Annotated in this window: 24 protein-coding genes and 1 tRNA gene; 11 read left to right on the top strand and 14 right to left on the bottom strand. The window is 71.9% G+C overall.

All coding sequences use genetic code 11. The features are described 5' to 3' along the window. The first annotated feature begins 31 nt into the window (after positions 1-31). Positions 32-430: a large conductance mechanosensitive channel protein MscL gene (mscL, locus tag VR894_RS06750; protein WP_324650597.1), complete on the top strand. Its 399-nt coding sequence runs from the start codon at positions 32-34 to the stop codon at positions 428-430. A 1-nt stretch (position 431) separates the two neighbouring features. Here the strand turns inward: mscL and cpaB are convergent, their stop codons facing one another. Continuing rightward, entirely contained in the window at positions 432-1,094 is a 663-nt protein-coding gene (cpaB, locus tag VR894_RS06755; RefSeq protein WP_324650598.1) for a Flp pilus assembly protein CpaB, read from the bottom strand. A 142-nt stretch (positions 1,095-1,236) separates the two neighbouring features. Between cpaB and VR894_RS06760 the strand changes: the two genes are divergently transcribed. After that, a complete protein-coding gene (locus VR894_RS06760) occupies positions 1,237-3,831 on the top strand; it encodes a penicillin acylase family protein (protein ID WP_324650599.1) in 2,595 nt (864 codons plus the stop codon). 9 nt (positions 3,832-3,840) lie between these two features. Here VR894_RS06760 and VR894_RS06765 read toward each other — a convergent pair whose 3' ends face one another. Next, positions 3,841-4,488 (bottom strand): 5-formyltetrahydrofolate cyclo-ligase, encoded by a 648-nt coding sequence (locus VR894_RS06765; RefSeq protein ID WP_324650600.1) that lies wholly within the window; start codon positions 4,486-4,488, stop codon positions 3,841-3,843. A 93-nt stretch (positions 4,489-4,581) separates the two neighbouring features. On the opposite strand from VR894_RS06765, the gene VR894_RS06770 reads away from it, so the two are divergent. Genes VR894_RS06770 through VR894_RS06785 form a run of 4 tightly spaced genes read left to right on the top strand, consistent with a single transcriptional unit; the run spans position 4,582 to position 8,560 of the window. Then, positions 4,582-5,544, top strand: a complete 963-nt coding sequence (locus VR894_RS06770; RefSeq protein WP_324650601.1) for a UTP--glucose-1-phosphate uridylyltransferase — start codon at positions 4,582-4,584, stop codon at positions 5,542-5,544. Next, a complete protein-coding gene (gene glp, locus VR894_RS06775) occupies positions 5,541-6,755 on the top strand; it encodes a gephyrin-like molybdotransferase Glp (protein WP_324650602.1) in 1,215 nt (404 codons plus the stop codon). The genes VR894_RS06770 and glp overlap by 4 nt, the downstream gene beginning before the upstream one ends. Beyond that, positions 6,755-7,372: a GNAT family protein gene (locus tag VR894_RS06780; protein WP_324650604.1), complete on the top strand. Its 618-nt coding sequence runs from the start codon at positions 6,755-6,757 to the stop codon at positions 7,370-7,372. Before glp ends, VR894_RS06780 begins: the two co-directional genes overlap by 1 nt. 9 nt (positions 7,373-7,381) lie before the next feature. Next, complete coding sequence (locus VR894_RS06785) at positions 7,382-8,560, top strand: hypothetical protein (RefSeq protein ID WP_324650605.1); 1,179 nt, start codon at positions 7,382-7,384, stop codon at positions 8,558-8,560. 193 nt (positions 8,561-8,753) lie between these two features. Here the strand turns inward: VR894_RS06785 and VR894_RS06790 are convergent, their stop codons facing one another. Further along, positions 8,754-9,977, bottom strand: coding sequence for an arginine deiminase (locus VR894_RS06790; protein ID WP_324650606.1), 1,224 nt, complete (start codon positions 9,975-9,977; stop codon positions 8,754-8,756). Between the two features lie 158 nt (positions 9,978-10,135). On the opposite strand from VR894_RS06790, the gene VR894_RS06795 reads away from it, so the two are divergent. Beyond that, positions 10,136-10,208 (top strand) — tRNA-Ala (locus tag VR894_RS06795). A 183-nt stretch (positions 10,209-10,391) separates the two neighbouring features. Then, entirely contained in the window at positions 10,392-11,030 is a 639-nt protein-coding gene (locus VR894_RS06800) for an L-2-amino-thiazoline-4-carboxylic acid hydrolase (protein WP_324650607.1), read from the top strand. Positions 11,031-11,512: 482 nt separating this feature from the next. Here the strand turns inward: VR894_RS06800 and VR894_RS06805 are convergent, their stop codons facing one another. Genes VR894_RS06805 through VR894_RS06815 form a run of 3 tightly spaced genes read right to left on the bottom strand, consistent with a single transcriptional unit; the run spans position 11,513 to position 15,112 of the window. Then, positions 11,513-13,498, bottom strand: coding sequence for an acetoacetate--CoA ligase (locus VR894_RS06805; protein WP_324650608.1), 1,986 nt, complete (start codon positions 13,496-13,498; stop codon positions 11,513-11,515). After that, positions 13,495-14,103 (bottom strand): cupin domain-containing protein, encoded by a 609-nt coding sequence (locus VR894_RS06810; protein WP_324650609.1) that lies wholly within the window; start codon positions 14,101-14,103, stop codon positions 13,495-13,497. The genes VR894_RS06805 and VR894_RS06810 overlap by 4 nt, the downstream gene beginning before the upstream one ends. A 1-nt stretch (position 14,104) precedes the next feature. After that, positions 14,105-15,112 carry a fumarylacetoacetate hydrolase family protein gene (locus tag VR894_RS06815; RefSeq protein ID WP_324650610.1) on the bottom strand — a complete coding sequence of 336 codons (1,008 nt, stop codon included), beginning with the start codon at positions 15,110-15,112 and terminating at the stop codon, positions 14,105-14,107. A 171-nt stretch (positions 15,113-15,283) separates the two neighbouring features. On the opposite strand from VR894_RS06815, the gene VR894_RS06820 reads away from it, so the two are divergent. Both VR894_RS06820 and VR894_RS06825 read left to right on the top strand, forming a co-directional pair. After that, complete coding sequence (locus VR894_RS06820) at positions 15,284-15,430, top strand: type II toxin-antitoxin system ParD family antitoxin (protein WP_324650611.1); 147 nt, start codon at positions 15,284-15,286, stop codon at positions 15,428-15,430. Further along, positions 15,372-15,656 (top strand): type II toxin-antitoxin system RelE/ParE family toxin, encoded by a 285-nt coding sequence (locus tag VR894_RS06825; protein WP_324650612.1) that lies wholly within the window; start codon positions 15,372-15,374, stop codon positions 15,654-15,656. The genes VR894_RS06820 and VR894_RS06825 overlap by 59 nt, the downstream gene beginning before the upstream one ends. 90 nt (positions 15,657-15,746) lie before the next feature. Here the strand turns inward: VR894_RS06825 and VR894_RS06830 are convergent, their stop codons facing one another. Continuing rightward, the gene (locus VR894_RS06830; RefSeq protein ID WP_324650613.1) at positions 15,747-16,523 is read right to left on the bottom strand and encodes an SDR family NAD(P)-dependent oxidoreductase; all 777 of its coding nucleotides are present in this window, start codon (positions 16,521-16,523) and stop codon (positions 15,747-15,749) included. A gap of 190 nt (positions 16,524-16,713) precedes the next feature. On the opposite strand from VR894_RS06830, the gene VR894_RS06835 reads away from it, so the two are divergent. After that, the gene (locus VR894_RS06835; RefSeq protein WP_324650614.1) at positions 16,714-18,345 is read left to right on the top strand and encodes an FAD-binding oxidoreductase; all 1,632 of its coding nucleotides are present in this window, start codon (positions 16,714-16,716) and stop codon (positions 18,343-18,345) included. Positions 18,346-18,422: 77 nt separating this feature from the next. On the opposite strand, the gene VR894_RS06840 is transcribed toward VR894_RS06835, so the two are convergent. The 7 genes from VR894_RS06840 to VR894_RS06870 form a co-directional block, all read right to left on the bottom strand. Beyond that, positions 18,423-19,367, bottom strand: coding sequence for a helix-turn-helix domain-containing protein (locus VR894_RS06840; protein WP_324650615.1), 945 nt, complete (start codon positions 19,365-19,367; stop codon positions 18,423-18,425). Between the two features lie 48 nt (positions 19,368-19,415). Further along, a complete protein-coding gene (locus VR894_RS06845) occupies positions 19,416-20,363 on the bottom strand; it encodes an ABC transporter permease (protein ID WP_324650616.1) in 948 nt (315 codons plus the stop codon). Positions 20,364-20,410: 47 nt separating this feature from the next. Further along, positions 20,411-21,439: an ABC transporter permease gene (locus VR894_RS06850; RefSeq protein WP_324650617.1), complete on the bottom strand. Its 1,029-nt coding sequence runs from the start codon at positions 21,437-21,439 to the stop codon at positions 20,411-20,413. Then, positions 21,436-22,839, bottom strand: coding sequence for a sugar ABC transporter ATP-binding protein (locus tag VR894_RS06855; protein WP_324650618.1), 1,404 nt, complete (start codon positions 22,837-22,839; stop codon positions 21,436-21,438). Before VR894_RS06855 ends, VR894_RS06850 begins: the two co-directional genes overlap by 4 nt. Continuing rightward, positions 22,836-24,125 (bottom strand): substrate-binding domain-containing protein, encoded by a 1,290-nt coding sequence (locus tag VR894_RS06860; protein ID WP_324650619.1) that lies wholly within the window; start codon positions 24,123-24,125, stop codon positions 22,836-22,838. The genes VR894_RS06855 and VR894_RS06860 overlap by 4 nt, the downstream gene beginning before the upstream one ends. Before the next feature lie 240 nt (positions 24,126-24,365). After that, positions 24,366-25,076 (bottom strand): EthD domain-containing protein, encoded by a 711-nt coding sequence (locus VR894_RS06865; RefSeq protein WP_324650620.1) that lies wholly within the window; start codon positions 25,074-25,076, stop codon positions 24,366-24,368. Between the two features lies 1 nt (position 25,077). Next, positions 25,078-26,382: an NADH:flavin oxidoreductase gene (locus VR894_RS06870; protein WP_324650621.1), complete on the bottom strand. Its 1,305-nt coding sequence runs from the start codon at positions 26,380-26,382 to the stop codon at positions 25,078-25,080. Positions 26,383-26,392 lie beyond the last annotated feature (10 nt).

Raw genomic sequence — 26,392 nt, forward strand, 5'->3', positions numbered from 1 at the left:
CCGGGCCGTGAACAACAGGAACTGAGGGGTCATGCTCAAGGGCTTCAAGGAGTTCATCACCCGCGGCAACGTCATCGACCTCGCCGTCGCCGTCGTCATCGGGTCGGCCTTCGCGGCGATCGTCGACACCGTGGTCTCCAGCGTCATCACCCCGGTGCTCAACGCCGCGGGCGGCGCCAGCTCCGAGGGGCTCGGCTTCATGATCCGGGCCGGTCAGGAGAACACCTTCGTCGACCTGTCGGCGATCATCAACGCGGTCGTCGTCTTCCTCATCACCGCGGCCGTCGTGTACCTCATCTTTGTCCTGCCGATGAACACCTTCCAGCAGCGCCGCAAGCGTGGCGAGGAGCCGGAGCCGGAGGCACCCGCCGAGGACGTCATCCTGCTCCAGGAGATCCGCGACCTCCTCAGGGCACAGAGCACCCGCTGAGCTAGCCGGGCAGCACCACCCGCAGGGGCGCCCAGGCGCTCGCGCCGACGACGGACGGCGCCGCGGACCGCGGGACGGCCACGAACACGAGCGAGCTGGGCTCCTGCCCACCGAGGAGCCCGGCGTCGTCGCCCTCGTCCAGGGCCATGACGAGTGCGCCGGCGGCCACCACCTCCGCGCCGCCCGCGGTGGCGGCAGCGTCGGCCGTCGCCGCCAGCAGGTCCACGCGGTCGCCGGGCCGGAGCGTCCGCGCCGCTGCGGCGTCGGCGAGGCGCACCGGGACGACGACCTCCCCGGCAGGCACGCCGGTGGCGAGACCCGGCCCGACGAGGACCTCCGCGGCGAGCGGGAAGCCCGCCGGCAGCCCGACCGCCACCCGCTCGCCCACGGCGTCGTCGGGGTCGTGGAGCATCCGCGCCGCCACGAGGTGCGTGGGGACCGGGGCGGTGCGCACGTCCGCCGCGCCGAGCGTGCTCCCCGCGGGCACGTCCCGGGCGAGCACGAGGACGTCGACGGTCGCCGGGGCGGGCGGACGCAGCTCGTGCACGACCGTCCAGCAGCCGGCGAGCACCGCCGCGAGTAGCAGTGCGTGCCGCCACCGCCACAGCAGGCGGCGGGAACGGGCCGGCCACCGCCGCGACGGCGGCACGGACGGGGCGGACATGACGTGACGGTAGCGAGGTGCCCCCTGCGCGGGGCGCCGGCCGGCGGTCGGTGTGGACCGGGGGTGCGCCGTCGTCGCCGGGGGAGGAGCCCGACGGCGCGCGCTCACGGCTCCCGCGGCCCGATGCGGATACCCTCGGCTCGTGCGTGGCTCCAACCTCCTGCAGCGACTGGTGATCATCGTCGCGGCCGTCCTCGTCGTCGTGCTCATCGCCGGCGTCGCACTCGCTGCTGCCCTCGTGCGCCGACCGCTGCCCGACTACGGGGGTGAGACGACCCTGCGGATCCTGGCCTCGGAGGTCGAGGTGCTGCGCGACGAGCGCGGTGTGCCGCAGATCTACGCGGACACCGACACCGACCTCTTCCGCGCCCAGGGATACGTGCACGCCCAGGACCGGTTCTTCGAGATGGACTACCGGCGCCACGTCACCGCCGGGCGGCTCTCCGAGCTCGTCGGGGAGAACGAGTCCGCGCTCACCGCCGACTCCGTCATCCGCACCCTCGGGTGGCGCCGGGTGGCGGAGCAGGAGTGGGACCTCCTCAGCCCGGAGACCCAGGCCCACTTCGAGGCCTACGCCGAGGGGGTCAACGCCTACCTCGGCAGCCGGGAGGCGAGCCAGCTCGGGGTCGAGTACACGGTCCTCGGCCTCATCACCGAGCTCACCGACATCGCCCCGTGGACCCCCATCGACTCCCTCGCCTGGCTCAAGGCCATGGCCTGGGACCTGTCGGGCAACTACGACGAGGAGCTGGGCCGCGCCGCCGCCGTGCGCGCGCTCGGTGGCGACGTCGCCCGCGTCGCCGAGCTCTACCCGCCCTACCCGGCGGACCAGAACCTGCCGATCCTCCCGGATGCGACCGCCGCGGCGACGGTCGAGGACGCGTCCTGGAACCGTGCGCCGGCCGGGGCGGTCGACGCCGTCGAGAGCGCCTACGCCGCGCTGCACGCCAGTCCCCGGCTTCTCGGCGACGGGGACGGCATCGGCTCGAACTCCTTCGTCGTGTCCGGCGAGCACACCGCCTCCGGAGCCCCCCTCCTCGCCAACGACCCCCACCTGGGCATCAGCGCCCCGGGCATCTGGCACCAGGTCGGGCTGCACTGCCGCGAGGTGAGCACGCTGTGCACCTTCGACGTCGCGGGCTTCGACTTCGCCGGGATGCCGGGCGTCATCATCGGCCACAACGGTGACCTCGCCTGGGGGCTGACCAACCTCGGTGCCGACGTCACGGACTTCTTCCTCGAGCGCGTGTACGACGACGGCACCTACCTGCGTGGCGGTGAACGCGTCCCCCTCAACCGGCGGACCGAGACGATCAGCGTCAACGGGAGCAGCGACGTCGCCCTCAGCGTCGCCGAGACCGCACACGGCCCGATCGTCTCCGGGATCCTGCCGGACACGGCAGCCGCGAACAACGCCCCGGTGCCGGACGGCTCCCCGTCCCCGGGCTTCGGGGGCTACGCCGTCGCCATGTCGTGGACGGCGCTGACCCCGGGCCGCACCGCCGACGCGATCTTCGCCCTCAACCGCGCGAAGAACGCCGACGACGTCGCGGCAGCCGCCGTGCTGTTCGAGGTGCCCGCTCAGAACATCGTCTTCGCCACGGCCGACGGCGACATCGGCTATCAGGCGCCCGGCCGCATCCCGGTGCGCCAGGCCGTCGAGGACGGTCCCGTCCCGTCCGACGGCAGCTGGCCCCGTCCGGGATGGGACGGGCGCTACGACTGGGCCGGGTACGTGCCGGCCAGCGACATGCCGCGCGCGCTCAACCCGGAGGAGGGCTTCATCGTCGCGGCGAACCAGGCGGTGCGTCCCCCCGGCCAGGGGCCCTTCCTCACCAGCGACTGGGACTACGGCTTCCGGTCCCAGCGGTTGCGGGAGCTCGTCGCCGACGCGGTCGCCTCCGGCACCGCGATCGACCCGCAGTGGGCGAACGCCGCGATGAACGACGAGGCGAGCGCCTACGCCGAGCTGCTCGTCCCGGCACTGCTCGACGTCACGGTGACCGACGGCTTCGTCCGCGAGGCGGTCGACCTCCTCGCGGACTGGTCCGCGGACGGCTACCAGCAGAGCGGGGACTCGGCCGCCGCCGCGTACTTCGCTGCGGTGTGGGCCAACCTGCTCGACCTCACCTTCCGCGACGACCTCCCGACGTCCCTCGCACCCGACGGCGGCAGCCGGTGGCTCGTCGTCGTCAACCGGCTCCTCGACGACCCGACGAGCACGTGGTGGGACGACCGCCGCACCATCAACCTCGTCGAGAGCCGCGACGAGATCCTGCTCCAGGCCCTCGTCGCCGCACGCAACGAGCTGACCCAGACCCTGGGGAAGAACCCCGAGGACTGGCAGTGGTCCCGGCTGCACGTCGCCGCGCCGCAGCACCCCGTCCTCGGCGCGAACGTCCCCGCGCCGCTGAGCTGGTTCGCGAACCCGAGCCCGGTGGGCGTCGGTGGTGGCTCGAGCATCGTCAACGCCACCGGCTGGGACGCGAGCGCCGAGCTCGAGGGCAGGCGTGACTACCGCGTCACGAGCGTGCCCTCGATGCGCATGGCCGTGGACCTCGGCGCCGTCGACGACTCGCTGTGGGTCAACTTCACCGGGGTCTCCGGTCACCCGGCGGCCGCGCACTACGACGACCAGCTCGCGGCGTGGGCGGCGGGAGAGGCCTTCCCGTGGCCCTTCGGCCGGGCGGCCGTCGACGAGGCCGCCGCGAGCACGCAGACCCTGCGCGCCCCCTGAGCGGGACGGTCAGCCGGCGGTGTGCCGGGTGAACGGCGAGCCGTCGACGAAGAACCACCCGGACTCGGTGATGACGGCGTCGACGGGCACGTCGTGCTCGGCGCGGGGCAGGTGGCTGTCGGTCACGAGCTCCGCGTCGTGGACCATCGCGAAGACCGGCGCCTGCGCCTGACGGTGCTGCAGCGCCCGGTCGTACCAGCCGCCGCCCTGTCCGAGCCGGATACCCGACCGGTCGACGGCGAGCGCCGGTGCGATGACGACCTCGGCCTCGGCGAGCGCCTCGGGTGCCAGCACCTCACCGGCCGGCTCGAGCGGCCTGCCGGGCGCGCGCTGGGCGAGCTCCTCGCGGGTGGAGTACAGGCCCCAGCACCGGGCGAGCCCGGGGCCCAGGACCGGGAGCAGCACCCGCACGCCGTGCGCGCGCAGGGCGTCGAGCAGCACGCTGGTGTCCGGCTCCGTCGGGGCCGACACGTAGGCCGCGACGCACCGGGCGTCGCCCACCGCCTGCACGCCGTGAGCGGCGAAGGAGGAGGCCGCCTCCTCGCGCTGACGGGCGGTGCGGGAGGCGCGGTATCCGCGGACGACGGTACGGACGGCCTGCTTGGCGTCCTCCAGCTCGAGGCCGGACGTGCTGGGCAGGTGGATCGCCGTCGACATGTCCCCAGTGTCCCACGGTCGGTCCGCCGGGTGGCCGGATCGGCCGCCCGCTGTGCCCCGGCACCGTGCCGTCCGGCTGGGTAGCCTTCAGTCATGGAGCAGTCACACGTCATCCCGGTCCGCAAGGCAGTCGTGCCGGTGGCCGGTCTCGGTACCCGCTTCGTCCCCGCCACCAAGGCGGTCGCGAAGGAGATGCTTCCGGTCGTCGACCGGCCGGCGATCCAGTACGTCGTGGAGGAGGTGGCCGCCGCCGGCATCCAGGACGTCCTGCTCGTCACCGCCCGCGGCAAGTCCTCGATCGAGGACCACTTCGACCGCAACGTCGAGCTCGAGGCCGCGCTCGAGGCCAAGGGTGACGAGGACCGGCTCGCCGAGGTGCGGCACCCCAACGGGCTCGCCGACATCCACTCCGTGCGGCAGGGGACACCCAAGGGGCTGGGCCACGCCGTGCTGTGCGGCAGGGAACACGTCGGCGACGAGCCGTTCGCCGTCCTCCTCGGCGACGACCTCATCGACGCCCGTGACCCCATCCTGCCGACGATGATCGACGTCCAGCAGCGGCTGGGCGGCTCGGTGATCGCGCTGCTCGAGGTGGACCCGGCGCAGATCAGCCTCTACGGCGCCGCCGCCGTCGAACCGGTGAGCCTGGCCGGCATCCCCGACGGCGACGTCGTGACGATCACCGAGCTGGTCGAGAAGCCGCCGGTGGACGAGGCGCCGTCCAACCTCGCCCTCATCGGCCGCTACGTGCTGTCCCCGGCCGCCTTCGACGTCCTGGAGAACACCCCGCCGGGGCGCGGCAACGAGATCCAGCTGACCGACGCGCTGCAGACGCTGGCCCGGATGCCCGCCGAGGAGGGCGGCGGCGTCCACGGCGTCGTCTTCCGCGGCCGCCGCTACGACACCGGTGACAAGCTCGACTACCTCAAGGCCGTGGTCCAGCTCGCCGTCGACCGGGAGGACCTCGGTCCGGACTTCACCGCCTGGCTGGAGCAATTCGTCGCCGGGCGGCACGTCGAGCTCTCCTCAGACCCCGCCGCGAGCCACCCCCGGTGAGGACGGTCCAGGAGCACCTCGCCGCGTGCCTCGCGGCCGTGGGCCCCCAGCCTCCGCTCGAGGTGGTCCTGGCCGACGCCGTCGGCTGCGTCCTCACCGAGGACGTCCTCGCGTCGCGCGACCTTCCGCTGGCGGACGTCGCCGCCCTGGACGGCTACGCGCTGCGCTCCACCGACGTCACCGGTGCCGCGCCGTCGTCAGCCGTGACCCTGCGGGTGCTCGACGAGATCCGGGCCGGCAGCGTCGAGCGCACCCGGCTGCCCGCCGGTGCCAGCGTCCGCATCGCGTCCGGTGCGCCGCTGCCGGTGGAGGCCGACGCCGTCGTGCCCGTGGAGCAGACCGACCGCGGCACGGCGAAGGTCGAGGTGCGGACGGCCGCGAGCGTGGGGGAGAACGTCAACCGCCGGGCGCAGGACGTCCGGGCGGGTGAGGTCGTGCTGCCCGCCGGGGAGCGGGTCGGGGCCAGACAGGTCGCCCTCCTCGCCGCCGTCGGGCGTGGCCGGGTGATGGTGCACCCGCGGCCCCGCGTCGTCGTCGTCTCCGTCGGTGACGAGCTCGTCGAGCCGGGCCAGTCGGCCGCACCGGGCCAGGTGTACGACGCGAACGGCCACGCCCTGGCCGCCGCCGTGCACGACGCCGGGGCCGCGACCTACCGGGTGGCCGCCGTCCCGGACCACCGCGGTCCGCTGCGCGAGACCCTCGAGGACCAGCTCGTCCGAGCCGACCTCATCATCACGACCGGCGGCCTGAGCCACGGGTCCAGCGACACGGTCAAGGAGGTCCTCGCCCCGCTCGGCACGGTGCGCTTCGACAACGTCGCGATGTGGCCCGGTCGCCAGCTGGGGCTCGGCACCATCGGCGACGGCACCCCCATCTTTGCGCTTCCCGGCGACCCCGTGGCGGCGCAGGTCGCCTTCGAGGTCTTCGTCCGTCCGGCGGTGCTCTCGATGGCGGGCTACGCCGAGCGCTACCGGCCCACAGTGACAGCGACGGTGACCACCGGCTGGTACTCGCCGTCCGGGCGCCGCGAGTTCGTCCGTGTGCGCCTCACCGGCTCCCCCCACGAGGGCTACCGCGCCGCACCCGTCGGGGCGCCGGGGTCGCTGCTGCTGTCGGCGCTCGCCCGGTCGAACGCGCTGGCGGTCGTCCCGGAGGACGTCACCGACGTCAGCGAGGGCGCGACGCTGTCCTGCCTCCTCCTCGACGGCTGATGGTCGTCCTGGAGGACGACGGTGTGCGGCTGCGGCTGCTGCGGTACCGCGACCGCACCGCCTGGCAGGCGGTCCGTGCGCGCAACGCCGACTGGCTGCGTCCGTGGGAGGCCAGCAGCCCCGTGCCCTCCCGCGCGGTGAGCTTCACCGAGTACGTCGCCGAGAGCCGGCGGCTGGCCCGCCGGGGGGAGGCACTGACCTTCGTCATCGAGGTCGACGACGAGATCGTCGGTCAGCTCTCCGTCTCCCCGATCGTGCTGGGCGCCCTGCGGGGTGCGTCGATCGGGTACTGGGTGAGCCGACACGTCGCGGGCCGGGGGATCGCGCCGACGGCGGTCGCCATCGCGGGGGACCACTGCTTCACCGAGCTGGGGCTCCACCGCCTGGAGATCAACATCCGCCCGGAGAACACCGCGAGCCTGCGGGTGGTGAGCAAGCTCGGCTTCCGTGACGAGGGGCTGCGCCGCCGGTACCTGCACATCGACGGCGACTGGCGCGACCACCGCACCTTCGCACTGCTCGCGGAGGAGGTCCCCGGCGGTCTGCGCGAGCGGTGGAAGCGGAGCCGGGGGAGACACGCCGGGCGCGATCCCGGGAGTGGTCCGGCGCCCGGATAGTTTCGTGCCGTGGACGTTCAGGGCTGGGTGGTCGTGGGACTGGCCTTCGTCCTGTTCGGGTACCTGGTCCCGCACCTCGTGCAGAGCCGTCACCAGCTCGCGCAGGCACGGGTCGAGGACCGCTTCTCGGGCACGCTGCGGGTGGTGACGACCGGGGCGGCCGCCAGGAGGCCCTCGCCCGGCGAGCACCACGGGGTCCGCGAGAGCCGGCCGTACCTGCACGACCCACGACGACGAACGGAGGCACCCGCGGTGAACAGGCCCACCACCCCGAGCGAACGGGCCGCTGCAGAGGCGCGGCGACTGGCGGCCACGCGTGCAGCGCGAGCCGCGGAGATCAGCCGGCGGAAGGCGGCCGCCCGGCGCCGGCTGGTGCTCACCGTGCTCCTTCTCCTCGCGAGCGTCGGTGGCTGGCTGGCCTTCGGTGTCGCGAGCGCGTCCGTCGTGCTCGGGATCGTGCCGACCGTCCTGCTCACGACCGTGCTCGTGCTCGGCCGCCGCGCGGCGAAGATCGCTGCCCGGCGCAACGCTGCCGACCGCGCTGCCATGGCCCGGCTCCAGGTGCGGCCCGCGGCGCGGACACGGCCCGAGCAGGGGAACGGAGCCCGCCCGGCAGGGGCCGGCGCGTCGAGGGCCCACGGTGCGACGACCGGTGAGACGACGACCGGTGCGGCGACGACGGGCAGCGGCGCGACCGCCGCCGGCGCCGAGCCCACCGTCGCCCACGCCCCGGCCGTCGGCGATGACGTGGCAGTCACCGCGGGCACGGGCGGGGACGCGACGGCGACCACGGACGCAGCCGCGGCCACCGCCGGCACGGGCAGGGACGCGACGGCGACCACGGACGCAGCCGCGGCTGTCGACGCGGACGCCGTCGCTGAGGAGTCGTCCGTCCCTCAGTTGGCGGACACCGAGCGTGGGTGGACACCGGTCCCGGTCCCGGCACCGTCCTACACGCTGAAGGCACCGGCACCGCGCCGGGACATCGCCCCCTACGAGGCGCCGGCACAGGAGCCTGTTGCGGCTGAGGCGGCAGTGGAGCACGCCGTCACCTCCGGGCTGGCAGGGTCCCCCTACGCTCCGGTCCTCGAGCCCGAGCTCGTCGCGCCCCAGACGCCCGACATGCCGCCGGCACGCGGCCTGGACCTCGACTCGGTGCTGGCCCGCCGCCGCGCCGTCGGTGCCTGACCACACCAGCCCCGTCCCGCTCGCCCAGCACCGGCCACACCGACCGTGCGTCCGACCGACCGTGCGCCCGGTCTGGCCACCGTGCGCCCGGTAGAGCGGGTGCACAGTTCACCTGCGGGCGCACGCTTCGGGTGCTCCTTTGCGGGCGCACGCTTCGGGTGCGGATGGCGCACCGCGTGACGGGCTCGGCTGCTCAGATGCCGTCGCGGATGGTCGGGCAGCTCATGCACCTCGGGCCGCCGCGGCCCCTGCCGAGCTCCGACCCGGGCACGGTGATGACCTCCACCCCGTGCGAGCGGAGGTAGGCGTTGGTCGTCGTGTTGCGCTCGTAGGCCATGACGACGCCGGGCTCGAGTGCCAGGACGTTGCACGCGTCGTCCCACTGCTCCCGCTCGGCGCTGAGGGAGTCCTGGGCGGGCGTGAGCACCCGCAGCTCCTCGATGCCCAGCGCCTGGGCGATGGAGGCGTGCATGTCCTCCGGCGGGTGGTCGGTGATGACGAGCTCTCCGTGCGCGTCACCGGGCGTGAGCCGGTAGGTGGGCAGTGCACCGAGCCCGGCGTACTCGATGATCGTGTGGTCGTCGACCATCGTCATGACGGTGTCGAGGTGCATGAACGCGCGCTCCTGGGGCATCGCCAGCGCGACGACCTGGGACGCGGAGCCGGTCTCGAAGAGCCGCTGTGCGACCCGTTCCACGCCCTGCGGGGTGGTGCGCTCGCTCATCCCGACGAGGACGGTGCCACGGCCGAGGACGAGGACGTCACCGCCCTCGACGTTGATGCCGGAGCGTCCACCTGCGCCGCTCCACAGGTGGAAACCGACCCCGGTGAAGTCGGGGTGGAAGCGGTAGATCGCCTGGTAGTGGAGCGACTCGCGCAGCCGCGAGCGCTTGCGCATGTTGCTCACCCCCACGCCGTCGTATACCCAGGCGGACGCGTCTCGCGCGTACAGGTGGTTGGGCAGGGGAGGAAGCACGAAGTCGTCCGGCCCCAGGACGTGGAGGGCGACGGAGCGGGGCTCGGGGATGCGCTCGAGCAGCTCCCGCTTGGTGAGGCCGCCGATGAGCACGGTGGTGAGCTCCTGGGCGTCGAGGGTGTCGACGAGCTCGCGGACCGGGGAGACGCCCGCCGCGCCCAGCAGGGAGGTGCCGAAGGTGCTGTCGACGATGAGGGACCGGGCGGCCGGCACGGCCAGCGTCTCGCGCAGCAGGTCGGCGAGGTAGCGCACCTCCACGCCGTGCTCACGCAGCGCCCGGGCGAAGGCGTCGTGCTCCTCCTGGGCCCGCTCCACCCACAGGATCTCGTCGAAGAGCAGCTCCTCGCGGTTCTGCGGGGTCAGGCGCTGCATCTCGACGTCGGGCCGGTGCAGGATGACCTGGTGCAGGCGACCGACCTCGGAGTCCACGTGGAAGGTCATGGGCGTCCTCGTCGTCGGGGCTCGGGGATCTCAACGTACTGTGCGCGGCGGCGCCGGGCGCGGTGGTGCGCGGCCACCGTGTGACCCACGCCAACGTCGGGCCGAGTTCACTCCCCGGCGGCGGCGGTGCTAAAGTTGTCACTGCTCTACGGGAGCATGGGGCTATGGCGCAGTTGGTAGCGCGTCTCGTTCGCAATGAGAAGGTCGGGGGTTCGAATCCCCCTAGCTCCACCGGATGAAGGCCGCCGTCCGCACGACCGTGCGGGCGGCGCCCTTCTGCTTCCCCGCTGGGGTCGGGGTGGTCGCACGACGCGGCCGCAGCTCCCGCACATCGGCCCTCCGGGACGGGTGTAACCTCGGGCTCCCGGCTCGGCGAAGCGCGCGGTCGAGTCCCTCACGTGAGGCAGAGGTGCTGTGAGCCCACATACGCGGTCCCGCCTGCCGCGGCGCGGCTGGTGGCGCCGAGCCATGGCCGCCCGGTACGGGCGAGACGGTGGTCGTGCCCGAGTCCGAGCGATCGCCGCCGAGTACTCGCGAATCATCGCTGGCCGGCCGTCCTGGGCGGAGGAGAACCGGGCACTACGCTTCCACCTCCGCCAGTCGATCGGCCCGAACCTCGCCGCCTACCGGGTCCTGAGCCGCGAGCACGGCGACGCCCTGGTGGCCAGGCGGACGGTGCGCGACCTCATGGAGGCGCAGATGACGCCGATCCTGCGGGTCGCCGGCGTCATCGACCGGCTGGGCGTGACCTTCGCGGGGCTGCGCAGGGCGACCAGGTGGCTGGTCCCGCGCGCCTTTCCGGCGCCCGGGTTCACTGTCGGATGGGGACAGGACGACGACGAGGGGTTGAGGTTCGACGTCTCGGTGTGCTTCTACCTGCGCCTCCTGCGTCACTACGGTGCCCCTGAGCTGACGTCGGTCTTCTGCTACGGGGACCAGCTCGTCTGTGACCGGATGCCGCGGACCCTGACCCTCGCCCGTACCGGCACCCTGGCCGTCGGCGCTCCCCGGTGCGACTTCCTCCTCCAGCCCGTCGACCGATCCGGACGCTGAACGTCTCGCGCACGGTCGGCGCCGGTTCCTCACGGACGCGGAGGTGGCAGACGCTCGGGCGGCAGGCGGCGCGAGAACACTGAGGACGTGCCGGATCGCCTCAGATCCTCCCGGCCGACATCCGCCGGTCCAGGCGTACCGCTCCCGTCAACCTGCCTACGCGAGGACGTGCCCGGGAGTATCGGGTGCCACTAGACAGCCCCTGCTGCGGATGCTCCGGTCGCGGCGCTGCTCAGCGCCGTGCGCGCCACCGTGCCTGCGGGTCGGGCGATCTCCCGGTGAATTTCTGCGCGCAGCTCGAGGTAGTCGGGCCTCGACTTCGTCTCGATCTGGTCCCGTTCGCGTCCGAGCGGGAGTGCGACCTCTCGAGTGACCGTCGCAGGCCGGCCGGAGAGGACGATGACCTTGTCCCCGAGGTAGACCGCTTCCTCGATGTCGTGGGTGAGTGGGTTGAAACGCCGGGTGACCCGACGCCGGGTGGGCTATAGCGCTGCCAATGTCTTTGCCCTCGACGCCGCGAACGCCGCGTACTCCTCGAGCAGCGCTGCGTCGTCGACGGCGCCGAGGTCGACGACGTCACGGAGGGCGGCGCCCTGGAGCAGCCGCTTGACGGGCACCTCGAGCTTCTTGCCGGTCCTGGTGTGGGGGATCGCCCGCATGTGGACGATCTCGTCGGGCAGGTACCGGGCCGAGAGGTTCGCCCGGATCGCTCGTTCGATGGCCGAGCTGGCGGCCTCCTCGCTCACGCCGTCGCGGACGGCCACGAAGAGGGGGAGGTAGTACCCCTCGGTCCCGATCTCGGCGCCGACGACCATCGCCTCGGCGACCTCGGGCAGCGCTTCGACGACCGCGTAGATGTCGGCGGAGCCGAGCCGGATCCCGTTGCGGTTCAGGGTCGAGTCGGACCGGCCGAGGATGAGGATGCCCTTGTCGGAGATCTCGACGAAGTCACCGTGCCGCCATACGCCGGGGTAGGTCTCGAAGTAGCTGCTGCGGTACCGGGACCCGTCCGAGTCGCCCCACAGGTACAGCGGCATCGACGGCATCGGCACGGTGATGACGAGTTCCCCCTTGCCCGACGCCGGGCGTCCGGCTTCGTCCCACGATTCCACCTTGGCGCCGAGCGCCGGCGCCTGGATGTACCCGACCCGCACCGGCTCGGTCGGTGCGCCCCCGACGAAGCACCCGGCGATGTCCGTGCCGCCGCTCATCGAGGCCAGCCAGACGTCGCCGACGTTCTGGTAGACCCAGCGGAAGCCGTCAGCCGAAAGAGGGGAACCGGTCACCTGGATCTCGCGCAGCCCGCTCAGGTCGTGGTCCCGTCCAGGCACCAGGTCCGACTTCGCGCAGGCGTGCACGAACCCCGCCCCGAGGCCCAGCAGCGCGGAGCGGGTCTGGGCCGTGATCTCCCAGACACGGTCGAGCGAGGGGAAGGTCGGGTTCCCGTCGACGAGAACCGGAGTGGCCCCGACTCCCATCGCGCTGATGAGCGTGTTCCACACGACCCAGCTCGTGGAGGCGACCGAGAAGAATCGGTCACCGGGACGGAGGTCGCCGCCGAACAGGAGCATCTGGAGCTCCTCGAGCAGCGCCCCGCCGTGGCCGTGGACGATGCCCTTGGGCACGCCCGTGGTCCCGGAGGAGAACAGCACCCACAGCGGGTGGCTGAACTCCACGTCCGCGAACTCCAACGGGCCCGTCGCCGCGCGGAGGTCGCGCCACTCGACGGCCGCTACCTCGGTGGCGGGAGCAGGGACCGACGGTGAGTGCCTCGTCACCCAGACGACACCCTCGACGGTCGGCAGCTGGCCCAGGACCTCCTCGAGCTCGGGCCGGCGGTCCCGGTCCTTGCCGGCCAGGCGGTAGCCCGGCGCGGCGAGCACGGCTTTCGGCTCGAGCTGCGCGAACCGCGAGACGATCGCGCCGGGGCCGAACTCCGGTGAGCACACGGACCACACCGCACCGATCGACGCCGAGGCGAGGAGCCCGACGACGGCCTCGGGGACGTTCGCGAGCACCGCCACCACCCGGTCGCCGGCGCCGACGCCGAGGGTGCGGAGGTGGGCCGCGAGGGCCGCCACCTCCGCCCGCAGGGCGTCGAAGGAGATTTCCTCGACGGCCCCGTCCTCCGCGACGGCGATGACCGCCGTCCCCTCACGTGCGTCGAGGAGGTGGCGGGCGAAGTTGACGGTGCGCCCGGGGAACCAGCGGGTGGCCGGCATGGGCTCCCCGTTGCGGACCGGGCCCGGCTCGCCGCCGAGCCGGATGCCGGCGTACTCGACGAACAAGGACCAGAACGCGTCCGGGTCGGCGACGCTCCACGCCCACAGCTCCCGGTACCCCTCGCCGAGCGGTACGCCGCGGGCGCGGACGAACGCGGCGAACCGCTCGGTCTGGGTGTCGGCGAGCTGTGCGGGGTCCGGTTCCCAGATGACCTCTCCGTCGGCCGCCGTCGGGTCGATGATCACGCCAGCTCTTCCACCCTCGTGCCGGTCCGCCGTGCCGCGATCTCGGCCGGGCTGATCGGGTCCGTGCCGTAGAGCACGAACATCATGCGGGCGACCTTGTCGGTGCGGTTGGACCAGGCGTGGGCGGTCGCGCGCTGGATGGCGACGTCGCCTGCCCGCATCGTCACCTCGCCCTCGTCGACGAGCAGGGTGATCTCCCCGTCGAGGACGACGGCGTAGTCGATCGACTCGGTGCGGTGGAACCAGAAGTGCTTCCCGGCGCTGTACTCGCTGCCGGCCTCGCGCTCCTCCTGTCCGCCGATCTCCTCGAACACGGCGTCCCCGGCGTTGTCCGGGTACGCAGAGTCCGGCGGGAAGTCGGCGATGCGGACGACGGTCTCGCCCACGGCGGGGAAGTCGAACTGGCGGCCGGCCGGGGCGGTGTCCTCGTCGGTGACGTGGTCCACGGTGCCCGCAGGGGTGAACCAGGCGACGGTGGCGCCGAAGCCGGGGATCGTCTCCGAGCTGAACGAGTTCGGGGCGTCCGCGTCGTCGAAGAGGATGACGGCGCGTCCGTCGTCGTCGTGCCCGGTGACCACCCGGCGGACAGGCTTGCGTGCGGTCATCTCAGTTCTCCTCGAAGGGGAAGGGCTGGGGGGTGGGCCACCAGGTCGGCTGTTCCTTCTCGGTGGCGACCGGGCTGCGGAGAACGCCGACCTTCTCGAGCTCGAGCTCAAGGACGTCACCGGGCTGCAGGAACCGCTGGAGCTCGGCCCCGGCGCCGAACGCCATGGTTCCGGAGCCGATGAGGTCGCCAGGCTGAAGGCCGTTCAGCTGGGAGACGTACGCGACGGTCTCCTCCGGCGTCCAGATGAAGTCCTCGACCTTGGTGTCGGACCAGATCTCACCGTTGACCCGGACCTGGCCGCGCAGGCCGATGACCGACTCGATCTCGTCGAGCGTGACGATCCACGGGCCGATCCCGTAGGCGAAGTCCTTGGAGTGCTGGGCGCCCATGCCGATCGGGCTCTCCAGGACCTGGACGTCCCGCAGCGACCAGTCGTTGAAGATGGTGATCCCGAAGACGTGGTCGAACGCCTCGTCCGGCGTGAGGTTGCGTCCCGGCTTGCCGATGACGTAGCCGATCTCCAGCTCGTAGTCGAGCTTCTCGGTGATGCTCGGGTAGGGGATCGTCTCGTTCGTGCCGTAGAGGGTTGCCGTCGAGCCCTTGAAGAAGCCGGGGCGCTCGTACACGGCGCGACTGGGCGTCGTCTGCATGACGTTGCCGAAGAAGTTCTTGATGTGGCCGTTGAACGTCAGGCTGTCCCGGAGCACCGGCGGCTTGATCGCCGCACGGAAGCTCGCTTCCGCGAGCGGGATCGAGGCGTCGTCGGCGGCGTCGAGCGCCTTGTGTGCGGCGTCGAGGAAGAAGTCCCCGGTGGAGACGCCCTCCGTGAGGTCGCGGAAGATCGCCCGCGCAACCTGTCGCGAGCCCTCGACCGTGGCGCCGCGCTGCTGCAGGGCGAGCGCGTAAGCCTTCCTCAGGTCGATGACCCGGTCGAGGTGCGGCTCGGCCGCGACCACGCGGATCTCCTCACCGTCCGGACCGTCGACGGCGATGCGTCCCAGCTTCATTGGTGGACCTTTCCTTCGGCTTCGTGTCGTGCCCCGGGACCGTGTGGCGGTCCCGCGTTCAAAGGAGCATACGATACGGACTGTATCGAATGGAAGAGTCTGCGGAGATCGGGTGAATGTAGGACCCTGGGCCGACCAGGCGGCACTACCAATGCTTGGTAGCCGTGCGCCATGGCTCGTAACACCTCGATCAGCCTGGCCGACCACTTCGCGGACTTCCTATCCCGGGAGGTCTCCTCGGGCCGTTACCGGTCCGCCAGTGAGGTCGTCCGCGCTGGCCTCCAGCGCGATCTCTCGTCGATCTGGGACTTCACTTGAGGAGCGCTGGGACGTCGACCATGCGGAGAGGTACATCGCCGAGATCAGAGCCGCCATCGAGCGCGTGGCCGACGATCCCCGCCGCGGCCGCGCGTGCGACGAGATCCGTGAGGGGTGCCACCGGTACGGCATCGGCAGCCACCTGCTCTTCTACGTCGAGAGCCCCGAGGGCGTCGACGTGGTGCGGATCCTGCACCGGTGGATGGACCCGACGCTGCGCCTCTGAGCGCACCCACACCGGCGTTCGCTCCAGGGCAGACGCATCGAGGGCCGTGGAGCGCTGTGCTCCCCGGCCCTCGCCTGCCCGATCCGTCCGTCACATGAAGGCGTGCGCACCGCCGTCGACGACGATGTTCGTCCCGGTGACCCAGGCCGCCTCGTCGGACGCGAGGTAGAGCCCGGCGTACGCGACGGCCATGGGGTCACCCGGCTTGCCGGTGATCGTCCGTTCGACGATCGGGGCCACGGGCGCGTCCTGCCCGAGCGCCTCGTACATCGCGAGGATGGGCGGCGTGCCCATCACGCCCGGGCTCACCGAGTTCACCCTGATGCCGACCGCGACCCCCTCCGCGGCGAGCTGTCGGGTGAGGCCCAGGACCCCGCCCTTCGCTGCGGCGTGGGCAGCTTGGGGGAGCGCCCGGGCGCCCTGGATGCCGGCGACGGAGGCGATGTTCACGATCGCGCCCCTCACCTTTGCCAGGTGGGGCCAGGCGAGGTGGCACGCCCGCCACACCAGGTGCAGCTCGTTGTCGACCGTGAAGAGGTAGTCCTCGTCGCTCTGCTCGGCGAACGGCGCGAACCGCGGCATGCTCGCGTTGTTGTACAGCACGTCGACGCGGCCGTGCTTCTCGACGGCTTCCGTGACCCACTGCTCGACGTCCTCACGTCTGCCGAGGTCCACGGGCGTGTCGGCCTCGATGGTTCCGCCGGCGGCCTCGACCAGCCGGACGGTCTCGGCCGCGCCCGCGGCGTCGAGGTCGCACCCCACCACGACGGCGCCCTCGCTCGCGAACAGCTGGGCGGTCACGCGTCCCATCCCGCTCGCGATGCCGGTGAGCAGCACGACCTTCCCGGACAGTCGTCCCTGTGCCATGGCTTCCTCGTCCCTTCGATCTCTCGTGGAGATGACGCAGGCATCGAACCACGGCGGGGCCAGGCGCCATCGCCCGTCGTGCAGGGCCTGCACGACGCTGTGCAGGTTCTGCACAACCCCCCACGTAGGCGGTCGGCCCGCGTACAACAGGCAACACGACTCCTGGTTCAACGGAGAGATGAGGAGAACGATGACTGAGATCATCCAGAGCACCCGGCCGACCCCACCCGGGGTCAGCGAGGCGGAGCTCGACCGCGCACTCGAGGCATTCGCCGCCGCGATCGGGACCGAGAAGGTGGCCACCGATCCTGAGGCGCTGCAGGACTTCCAGGATCCCTACCAGGTCCCCGGGACGGCGACGAACGTGCCCTCCGGCGTCGTCAGCCCCACGTCCGTCGAGGACGTCCAGGCGATCGTGCGGCTGGCCAACGAGCACCGCATCCCGCTGTGGCCGATCGGCCGCGGCAAGAACAACGGCTACGGCGGTGCCGCGCCGCAGGTCCGGGGCTCGGTGATGGTCTCGTTCAGGAACATGAACAAGGTGCTCGAGATCAACGAGGAGCTCGGCTACGCGATGGTCGAGCCCGGTGTGAGCTGGTACGACCTGCACGACGCGATCGAGGCCGGCGGGCACGACCTGGTCGCCTCCATCGTCGACGTGGGCTGGGGCGGCGTCGTCTCCAACACCCTCGAGCACGGGCTGACCTACATGCCGTACTCGATCGACCAGGCAGCGCACTGCGGTTTCGAGGTGGTGCTCCCCGACGGCGACCTGCTGCGGACCGGTTCAGGAGCGATGGACAACAACCCCACCTGGCCGCTCTACAAGCGTGGCCTCGGGCCGACGTCCACCGAGATGTTCATGCAGTCCAACTTCGGCATCGTGACCAAGATGGGCTACTGGCTCATGCCCAAGCCAGAGGTCTACATGCCGCTGTGGCTGCGCCTGTGGGACGCCGCCAACCTGCCCCAGGTCATCGACGCGCTGCGCGAGCTCATGCTCGCGGGCACCATCGACATGCGCCCCCAGCTGTCGAACACCCTCATCATGGCGTCGATGCTCTCGAGCCGGGCTCAGTGGTACGACGGGCCGGGTCCGATCCCCGAGGACGTCATCGACACGATCGCCAAGGAGATGGACCTCGGCCGGTGGATGATGCGCTTCGCGCTCTACGGGGACGAGGCCGTCGTCGACCACAACTTCGCCAAGCTCAAGGCCCGGTTCATGCGGATTCCCGGCGTCGACATCAAGGGCGAGAAGTACGGTGCGGACCAGTGGGAGACGCTGCCCAACCCGCACGAGCAGGTGATGATCGGGGTCCCGAACAACGACCTGTACAAGATGGCCAGCTGGTCCGGGGGCGAGGAGGGTGGCCACGTCGACTTCTCCCCGGTGGTCCCACTGACCGCCAAGCACGCGGCCGAGGCGCAGCAGCTCATGGTCGAGATGTGCGCCGAGGCCGGCCTCGACTACCTCGGTGGGATGCTCCCGATCAACGCGCGCGCGACGACGTTCATCAACGTCATCCCCTTCGACACCAAGGACCCGGAGCAGGTGGACAAGGCCTACTCGGCGGCGAAGCGGATGGTCGCCAGGGCAGGCAAGATGGGCTACGGCGAGTACCGGGCGCACCTGTCCTTCATGGACCTCGCCGCGCACCAGTTCGGCTTCAACGACCACGCCCAGGGCCGGTTCAACGAGACGATCAAGGACACCCTCGACCCGAACGGGATCATCGCCCCCGGCAAGTCGGGCATCTGGGGCACCCGGATGCGGCAGGAGGGCTTCCCGGTCATCGACGAGCGCTTCCCGCTCGACTGACGGCACCCGGTCGACGAGAGGTCCCCGCTGCGACACCGGCGGGGGCCTTCGTCGTTCTCCGGTGACGCCGCTGCCTGCTACCAGCCGGCACGCACGTCTCGCGGTGACCGGCCGTGGGCCTGACGGAAGGCACGGCTGAAGCTCGCCGCGTCCCGGTAGCCCCAGCGGGTGGCGATGTGCGCGATCGAGGAGCCGGTGGCCAGCCGCAGGTCCTGGGCTGCCCTCTCCATGCGCTGCTCTCGGATCCATGCTGCCACCCCCGACCCGGAGGCGGCGAACAGCTTGTGGACGTAGCGAGTGGAGACGAAGTGCGCCTGGGCGATCTGCTCGGGTCCGAGGGTGGGGTCGTGCAGACGGTCGAGCGCGTAGCGCCGCATCCGGCCGAGCAGCACGTCGGCGGGTGACTCGTGCTCGAGTGACTGTTCGTCGCAGTCACCGCGGAGCAGGCGCACCATCGTGGCGAGCATGTCGGCCAGACCCTCGCTCACCGGCTCGGAGAGCCTGTCCGTCTCGGCCGCCTGGGCGAAGGACGCCAGGAACGGTACCGCCATGCTCACGATGGGCCGGCGGTGCTGGGACAGGGGGACCGACGTCAGGCCGGCCACCCTCTCCACCCCGGGGATGAACCACTTCGGGATGGAGAACACCACGACGTCGAGGCCGTCCAGCGCCTCGAACGCCGATGGCCGCGAGGTGTCGTGGAAGGCGAGGTCACCGGGCCCGAGGACGCACGAGCGGCCGTCCTGCTCGAGGCGGCACAGACCCTGGCGCAGGAGGTAGAGCACGATGCAGTCCGGGTCGGTCGCGGCGATGAGGTGGGCGGTCCGGGCGACTCGGTGCGGGACCCCACGGATGGAGCCCACTCCCACGGGGCCGACGTGCCCGCCGGTGAGGCGGGCGGCGAACGGGTGGTCGGTCGGCGGCTGGAGGGACATCGAGAAGAAGTGCTCGGCGATTCCCGCCGCCCAGTAGTCCGGACGGTCGGACGGGGTGACCGTCCGGGTGTCGAGCAGGGTGGTCATGGCAACACGTCCCTGTGTCAGGTCTTGCTGGGTGGTCCGGCGCGCGGGTCAGAGCCGGTCGCGCAGGCGTCGGCCGCGTCCGTAGGCCAGGACCACCAGAATGATCGCGATGCCGTAGAGGATACGCGTGTCACCCTCGCCCAGGCCTTGCCCGGCGAGGATGGTGGTGAGGCCGGTGAGGGTGAGTGCCCCGAGCACGGTGCGGACGAAGTCGCCCTGCGCGCTGCCCAGCGCGGTCCCGCCGACGAGGACGGCCGCGAGACCGGAGTAGAAGTACGGGTCACCGACGGAGACGGACGCCCCGAAGGTGAAGCCGGCGATGAGCATGCCGGTGAGCCCGGTGGAGGCGGCGCCGAAGGCGAACGTGCCGATCCACACCCGTCCGGTCCGGATCCCGATCCCCTCGGCGGCTCGTGAGTTCGCCCCCGTGGCGTAGAGGCGTCGGCCCGCCGGGGTGTGTCCGAGGAAGAGCCACGTGCTCGCGGCGGCGAGCGCGGTGAGGGCGACGACGGGCGGGAACGGCAGACCGAACGTGGTCCCCATGACTGCCGTCCAGCTGCCCAGGCTGGCCGGCGGCATGCCGAGGATGTTGGCCTCCGTGGCGATGACGACCCCGCCGATGAGGACCGCCGACATGCCCAGCGTGACCACGAGCGACTGCACCTTGAGGTAGTGGCAGATCGCACCGCTCAGCCCGCCTGCCACCGCGCACGCTGCCGCGACGACGAGTGCGACGAGCCACAGCGGCCACCCCTGGTTCCCGCCGAGGACGACGGTCGACACGGCGCCGAGGGTGATGTAGCCGGGGACGGCGAGGTCGAGGCCGCCGATGATGATGACGAGGGTCTGCCCGAGTGAGGCAAGGGCGAGCAGGCAGGCGATGACCGACATCGCCTTGAGCGACGACGGGGAGGTGAAGCCGTCCATCTGGGTCGCTCCCCAGGCGACGACGGCCGCGAGCACCGCCAGCTGGACGACCGGCAGGCGCCGGAGCATTGTCGAGGTCGTCCGGGGACGAGCTGCTACTGCAAGAGCCATGGTGGTCACCGCTTCCGCGTGGCGAGGCCGGAGAGGACGACGCCGGCGACGAGGAGCACGCCGTAGGCGAACTGCACGTAGCTGGTCGGCACACCGGCGCCGCCCAGCAGCTCCTGCAGGAGGTAGATGGCGGATGCGCCGAGGACGGAGCCGAGCATCCCGCCGATGCCGCCGAGGAGCGAGGTACCGCCGAGTGACACGGCGGCGAGCGCGACCAAGGAGTAGGTCGTGGCGAGGGAGGGCGCCGAGGTCTGAATCACCGCAGTGAGCGCGATCCCGGCGATCGCGGCGAACAGACCGGCGAGCGCGTACGCGCCGATGCGCACGATCCCGACGGGGACCCCGGCCGAGAAGGCGGCGACGTCGTCACCGCCGACGGCCTTGAGGGTGGCGACGAACCGCAGCCGCCACAGCACGAGCCAGACCAGCAGTGCTCCACCGATGGTGAGGACGGCGCCGGGAACCGGGCCTACCATGCCGGCGAGGTTGCTCGTCCAGTTGCCGGTGGCGGGCACCGGGCTCGGGGAGATCTTCAGGGCGACCCCGCTGAGGACGAAGAAGGTGGCCAGTGTCGCGATGACCGGCTGCAGACGCCCGTAGACCACGAGCAGGCCGTTGACGACGCCGATCGCGACTCCCACGAGCAGCACGATCGGCAGCGTGACCCACACCGAGGTCCACCCGTTGGCGAAGAGCACCGCAGCGAGCAGGCAGTTCGTCAGGGTCGCCGTCGGTCCCACCGAGATGTCGATCCCGCCGCCGCCGGCGAGGATCGGCACCGTCGAGGCGAGTGCGACGAGGACGAACGGTGCCAGGGTGCCCAGGAGGGTGGGCCAGTAGGCCGGGTCGAGAATGGAGCGCTGGACGGAGGCGTTCGCGACGAGCAGCACGACGACGAGGGCGGCCGCGAAGACCCAGGTCCGCCTGGTCGGCACGGCCCTGCGCTGCTTCGCGGCGCTCGTCGGGCCCGCCGCAGCGGGGAGCGCGAGCGTGTTGTTCGCCTGGGTCATGTCGATGTCCTTCGTCGTGGTCACGGGACGACCGCCCCGAAGTAGGCGCTCACGATGGCCTCGCGGGTGATCTCCTCACCGGTGAGGTCGGCGCTGACCTCACCGTCCTCGAACACCAGGACCCGGTCGGCGAGGTGGACGAGCTCGTCGACCTCGGTCGACAGGAGCACGACGCCTAGGCCGCGGCGGAGGAGCTCGCCGATGAGCGTGTAGATGTCGTTCTTCGCGTTCTGGTCGATCCCGCGGGTCGGGTCGTTGAGCAGCAGCACGGTGGGGTCGTCGGCGAGCGCGCGGGAGATGATCACCTTCTGCTGGTTCCCTCCGGACAGCGTGGTGATCGCGTCGCTGCTGTGGCCCATCTTCAGCCGGAGCTGTTCGCCGTGTGAGGCGAGGCGGGCAGCGGTGCGCCGACGGCGGATGACGCCTGCGGTGGTGTCCAGGGTCAGCGTGGGGAGGGCGAAGTTCTCCGCGATGCTCAGCTGCTCGAAGATTCCCTCGGCGCGCCGCTCGCGGGGGACGTACGCGACGGGACCGGCCGCCTGGGCCCCGCGGAGGGACTTGAGGAGCTCCTCCTGGCCCTGCCCCTCGAGCCCGGCCAGCCCCACGACCTCGCCCTCGTGGAGCGGGAACAGCGGCGTCTCGAGCACGACGTCGGCGCCCCGGGAGCCCGCGCGGCGCCCGTCGAGCGTCTCCGTCCCCGACATGAGATGGACGAGCTCATCAGGAGTGGTCGCCTCCGCGTCCAGCCGGGAGGCGACCGTCCTACCTGACCGGAGGACGGTGAACACGTCGGAGACGGAGAAGACCTCGTCCATCCGGTGGGAGATGAACAGCACGCTCGTCCCCTCGGTGGTGAGTGCGCGCACGAGCGCGAAGAGCCGGTCCCGGGTGGCGATGTCGAGCGCCGAGGTGGACTCGTCGAGGATGAGCAACCGCGGCTCGCTGACGAGCGACCGGGCGATGCACACGGCCTGCCGTCCGGAGAGGGACAGGCTCTCGACGGGAGCTGAGGGGTCGACCGGCTCCCCGAGGAGCTGCTCGAGCACGCTCGCGGCCCGCTCCCGCCGTTCGTCCGCGCTCAGGTGCGAGCCCCGTGAGCCCAGCCAGACGTTCTCGGCGATCGTCTGGCCCGGCACGGTGAGGACCTCCTGGAACACCGTGGCCACGCCGCGGGAGCGGGCGTGGGCCGGTGAACGCATGTCGCCAGCGGGGTCACCGTCGATCGCGAGCTCACCGGCATCCGGCCGGTGCACGCCCGAGAGGATCTTGACCAGGGTGGACTTCCCCGACCCGTTCTCGCCCATGACGGTGTGGACCTCGCCGGCGCGGACCTCGAGGTCCGCGCCGACGAGGGCGCGCGTCGCGCCAAAGGTCTTGCTGACCCCCCGGACGGCGACGCGCGGCACCGTGAGGTCCTTGCTCACCGCGCGGTCCCGGTGAAGAACTGGTCGAGGACCTCGGGCTCCATGAACGTGTCGTCCGGGAACCAGGCGTCGCCGCTGCTGTTGACCGTCCACCCCTCCTGGTACACGTCGTCGATGTTCGTGTTGTCGATGGGCTTGAGCTCGGTGAGGATCGGCGTGAGCTTCGGACCGTCGCCCGCCAGCGTGCGCAGCGCCACCTCGGCGGCCACGCGGCCGATCTCGAAGTCCGGGACGGAGCCGCCGAACTCCTGGTAGGTGTCCTGGTTCTCGTGGGCATAGGCGATGCTGCCCTGTGTCGAGCCGAGGTCGGCAATGGCCGGGACCGGGCGGCCGAGCTGCTCGAACGCCTGGATGATGCCGGGCGTCATGACGCCGGCCTGGAACACGGCGTCGACCTCCCCCGGGTGCGTCGAGAGGAACTGGATCACCGCACCCTGGGCGGCGGCGGTGGAGAAGTTGCCGGTCACCTCGCCCGCCTGCTCGATCCCCGGGCACAGCCCGAGCACCGCGTCGAAAGCGGCGAACGCGTTGTTGTCGCTCGAGATGCCCGGGATGCCGTGCACCATGAGAGCCGTGCCCTCGCCGTCGATGCTGGTGGCGACGCTGGCGCTGATCTTGGCGGCGGCGAGCCAGTCGTTCTGGCTGATGCCGATCGCGCCACTCGTCGGCACGGGCAGCCACGGTGTGACCGTCGGGATGCCGGCCGCGGCGGCGGCCTCGACCGGCTCGATGAACGGCTCGGCCGCCAGCGGCATGAGAATGATGAGGTCCGGGTCCTGGGCCACGGCCTGGTTGAACTGCTGGAGCTGGCCGGGGACGTCGGTCGGGTCCTTCGGTGCGAGGTCCGCGACGACGTTGACGTTGCCGGACGCCTCCAGCGCCTCCGTGAGGCCGTCGTGGACGTTCGTGGTGAACGTGTTCATCGTCGGCTGCCAGAGGATGGCGACGTCCCACGGGCCGTCACCTTCGGGTGCCCAGTCCGCCCACGGGCTGGCGAGGATCGGCTGCGGGAAGCCGTTGTAGGAGGCCTGGAGCTCGGCCGGCAGTGCCGCGAGGACGCCGTCCGGGTCCTCGGGCGCGATCTCCGGCACGCTGCCGCACTGGCCCTCGGTGGCGGTAGCCGCCGCAGGCTCGGCAGTGGCCGCGTCGGCCTCCGCGGGCGTGGTGGCAGTGGCCGGGCCGCTCGGCTCGGCGCCGCCGCCGCAGGCGGCGAGGGTGAGCGAGACGGCCAGCAGTCCGGCACCGAGTCCGAGTGGGCGGAGTGACCTGCTTCGACATGACTTCATTGACATGCGCCCCTTTACGGGTGGAGGGAAGCAGTACGGGACGTACCGCGTCGTACGATACGAACCGTACCGATAGGGTCGGGCTGCTGTCTAGGGGTCGGCGGAGATTGCCGACGCGTCCCGGCCGGTGCCGGGAGTCACGGTCGGTTCGGTTGGCTCGTTGTCGGTGACCCTCCGCGGACCTGGCGCACGCGATCGGGCCCGGGCCGCGCGAGACGGCCCGGGCCCGTGCGTCAGGACTCAGGAGAGGGCGACCGGCTCGGTGACCAGCGCCGCCGAGAACGCGGTGTCGGTGAACCGCCGCTCGTCGGGAGCGAGCACCTGCTCGTAGTAGTCGCTCCCGAACTCCGCGGCAAGCGCCTCGGCGGACTCGAAGGTGATCGCGGCGACGCCGTCGTACCGAGTGCGCGCGAACTGCCCCGGCGGCGGGATCGGTGCGGGGGTGTGCTCGAGGCTCACGAGGCGGTCCTTCGCCAGGGGGCCCTCGAGGGCGAGACGGGTGTGCTGCGTGGTCCAGTGGTCGACGAACTCGGCGAACCGGAGCCGCCGCAGCGCGACCGGCAGGACCAGGACCCGGACCGGTGCCGCTGGCTCGGGCAGGTCCCGTTCCCAGGCGAGCCCGGGCGCGCCGCCGACCGCCGCCGGTGGTCCGGCGAGGAGGGCGAGGCGGTCGGGCAGCCACTCCTCCTCGAACTCGCGGGACACGACCCATGAGGCGGCGTCGTTCTTGCGCTGCCACCAGGTCTCGACGGCGGCGTGGAAGGGTGCGGGCGGTGCCCCGGTGACCGGGGAGGGCACGGGGAGCAGGCGGTTGAACGTGTGGGCGACGAGCCCGGCGGCCCGGAGGGGCTGTCGCTCCTCGAGCTCGAGCCAGGCGTCGGCGAGGTCGTCGGGCGACAGCCCCTCCCTGGCGGTGAGGAGCAGCGTGAGCTTGTAGGCGATCGCGGTCATGTCAGTGCTTCGCCTTCCGCTTCTGGGCGAGGCGAGCCACCTTGTCGGCCAGCCCCATGAGGACGGGGTTGCCGGCTGCCCAGACGGCGAGGTCCTGGACGCGGGTGGACTGCTGCGCGTTCGGGTCCTCGCGGCCCATCTCGGGGTTCTTGTGGCAGTGGACGGGGGCGCCGAGCATGAGGCGGCGCATGCAGGAGTTCGCCTGGTCGCACCAGACGATCTCCGCCTCGCGCCCCTCGACCACCTTCGCCGGGAAGTCGGGGTCGGCGAGCAGCTGCCGGGCGAGCATGGTCGCGTCCGCGTGGCCCGCGCTGATGGCGGCCGCCGCCTGCTCCGGGTCGGGAGTGCTCGAGAGGAAGAGCCGCACGCCCTCACCCACGGCCCGACGGAACGCCTGCGGCTCGCCGTGGGCGAGCATGGTGCCCGAGGGGGTCGGCAGGTTCGTGCCGAGGGACTCGTAGTTGCCCTCGCTGAGCGCGATGTAGTCCACGCCCGCGGGCACGATGTGGGCGGCGACCTCGGCCCAGCCGTCCGGCCCCTGGCCGCCGGGCATGTGGTCGTTCACGCTCATCCGGATGCCGATCGGGAAGTCCGGGCCGACCTCGGCCCGCACGGCCGCGACGGTGTCGCGCAGGGTGCGCGCCCGGTTCTCCGCCGAGCCGCCGTACTCGTCGGTCCGCTCGTTCGACAGCGGCGAGAGGAACGAGGAGTAGAAGTAGCACATGTGGGCGCCGATCTCGACGCCGTCGAACCCCGCTGCGACGGACCGTCGCGCCGCGGCGACGACGTCCGCCTCGATCCCCTTGATCTCCTCGACCGTTGCCTCGTGCGGCGGCGGGGTGACCCGGCCGCCGGGGATGTAGACGTGGTCGGGGAGGCCACCGACCCCCATGTCCACCGGCTTGGGGCTCGCCGCCGAGATCCAGTGTCCGTCCCGTGGCACGCCCATGCGGCCGAAGCTCGGAAAGATCTGGGAGAACACGGGCGTGCCGTGCTCGTGCACCGCGTCCGTCAGGCGCTTGAGGTCCGGGACGAACTCGTCCTTGTCGAACCGGAGGTTCGGCGAGAACGGCGACTCGCGCCAGGCGCGCTCGGTCGCGACCGAGCCGCCGACGATGATGAGCCCGACGCCGCCCTCGGCGCGGCGCGCGAGGAACGCGATCGTCTGCGCGCTGGGCCGGCCGTCCTCGGTCGGGCGCAGGACGGACATCGGTCCGAGGACGATCCGGTTCTTGATGGGGAGCTTGTTGATCGTGAACTCGGAGCCGAGCACCTCACGGGCGCTGCGGACTGTGGTGACATCCATGGGTTCTCCT

Origin of the sequence: Georgenia sp. H159 (assembly GCF_035607575.1) — a bacterium.
Taxonomy (GTDB): Bacteria; Actinomycetota; Actinomycetes; order Actinomycetales; family Actinomycetaceae; genus Oceanitalea.

Coding starts and splice junctions, on each gene's coding strand:
- VR894_RS06835 (WP_324650614.1), top strand. CDS start 16,714: ATGACTGAGATCATCCAGAGCACCCGGCCGACCCCACCCGGGGTCAGC.
- VR894_RS06820 (WP_324650611.1), top strand. CDS start 15,284: ATGGCTCGTAACACCTCGATCAGCCTGGCCGACCACTTCGCGGACTTC.
- cpaB (WP_324650598.1), bottom strand. CDS start 1,094: ATGTCCGCCCCGTCCGTGCCGCCGTCGCGGCGGTGGCCGGCCCGTTCC.
- VR894_RS06815 (WP_324650610.1), bottom strand. CDS start 15,112: ATGAAGCTGGGACGCATCGCCGTCGACGGTCCGGACGGTGAGGAGATC.
- VR894_RS06865 (WP_324650620.1), bottom strand. CDS start 25,076: ATGACCGCGATCGCCTACAAGCTCACGCTGCTCCTCACCGCCAGGGAG.
- VR894_RS06810 (WP_324650609.1), bottom strand. CDS start 14,103: ATGACCGCACGCAAGCCTGTCCGCCGGGTGGTCACCGGGCACGACGAC.
- VR894_RS06765 (WP_324650600.1), bottom strand. CDS start 4,488: ATGTCGACGGCGATCCACCTGCCCAGCACGTCCGGCCTCGAGCTGGAG.
- VR894_RS06770 (WP_324650601.1), top strand. CDS start 4,582: ATGGAGCAGTCACACGTCATCCCGGTCCGCAAGGCAGTCGTGCCGGTG.
- mscL (WP_324650597.1), top strand. CDS start 32: ATGCTCAAGGGCTTCAAGGAGTTCATCACCCGCGGCAACGTCATCGAC.
- VR894_RS06790 (WP_324650606.1), bottom strand. CDS start 9,977: ATGACCTTCCACGTGGACTCCGAGGTCGGTCGCCTGCACCAGGTCATC.
- VR894_RS06860 (WP_324650619.1), bottom strand. CDS start 24,125: ATGAAGTCATGTCGAAGCAGGTCACTCCGCCCACTCGGACTCGGTGCC.
- VR894_RS06840 (WP_324650615.1), bottom strand. CDS start 19,367: ATGACCACCCTGCTCGACACCCGGACGGTCACCCCGTCCGACCGTCCG.
- VR894_RS06845 (WP_324650616.1), bottom strand. CDS start 20,363: ATGCTCCGGCGCCTGCCGGTCGTCCAGCTGGCGGTGCTCGCGGCCGTC.
- VR894_RS06870 (WP_324650621.1), bottom strand. CDS start 26,382: ATGGATGTCACCACAGTCCGCAGCGCCCGTGAGGTGCTCGGCTCCGAG.
- VR894_RS06780 (WP_324650604.1), top strand. CDS start 6,755: ATGGTCGTCCTGGAGGACGACGGTGTGCGGCTGCGGCTGCTGCGGTAC.
- VR894_RS06830 (WP_324650613.1), bottom strand. CDS start 16,523: ATGGCACAGGGACGACTGTCCGGGAAGGTCGTGCTGCTCACCGGCATC.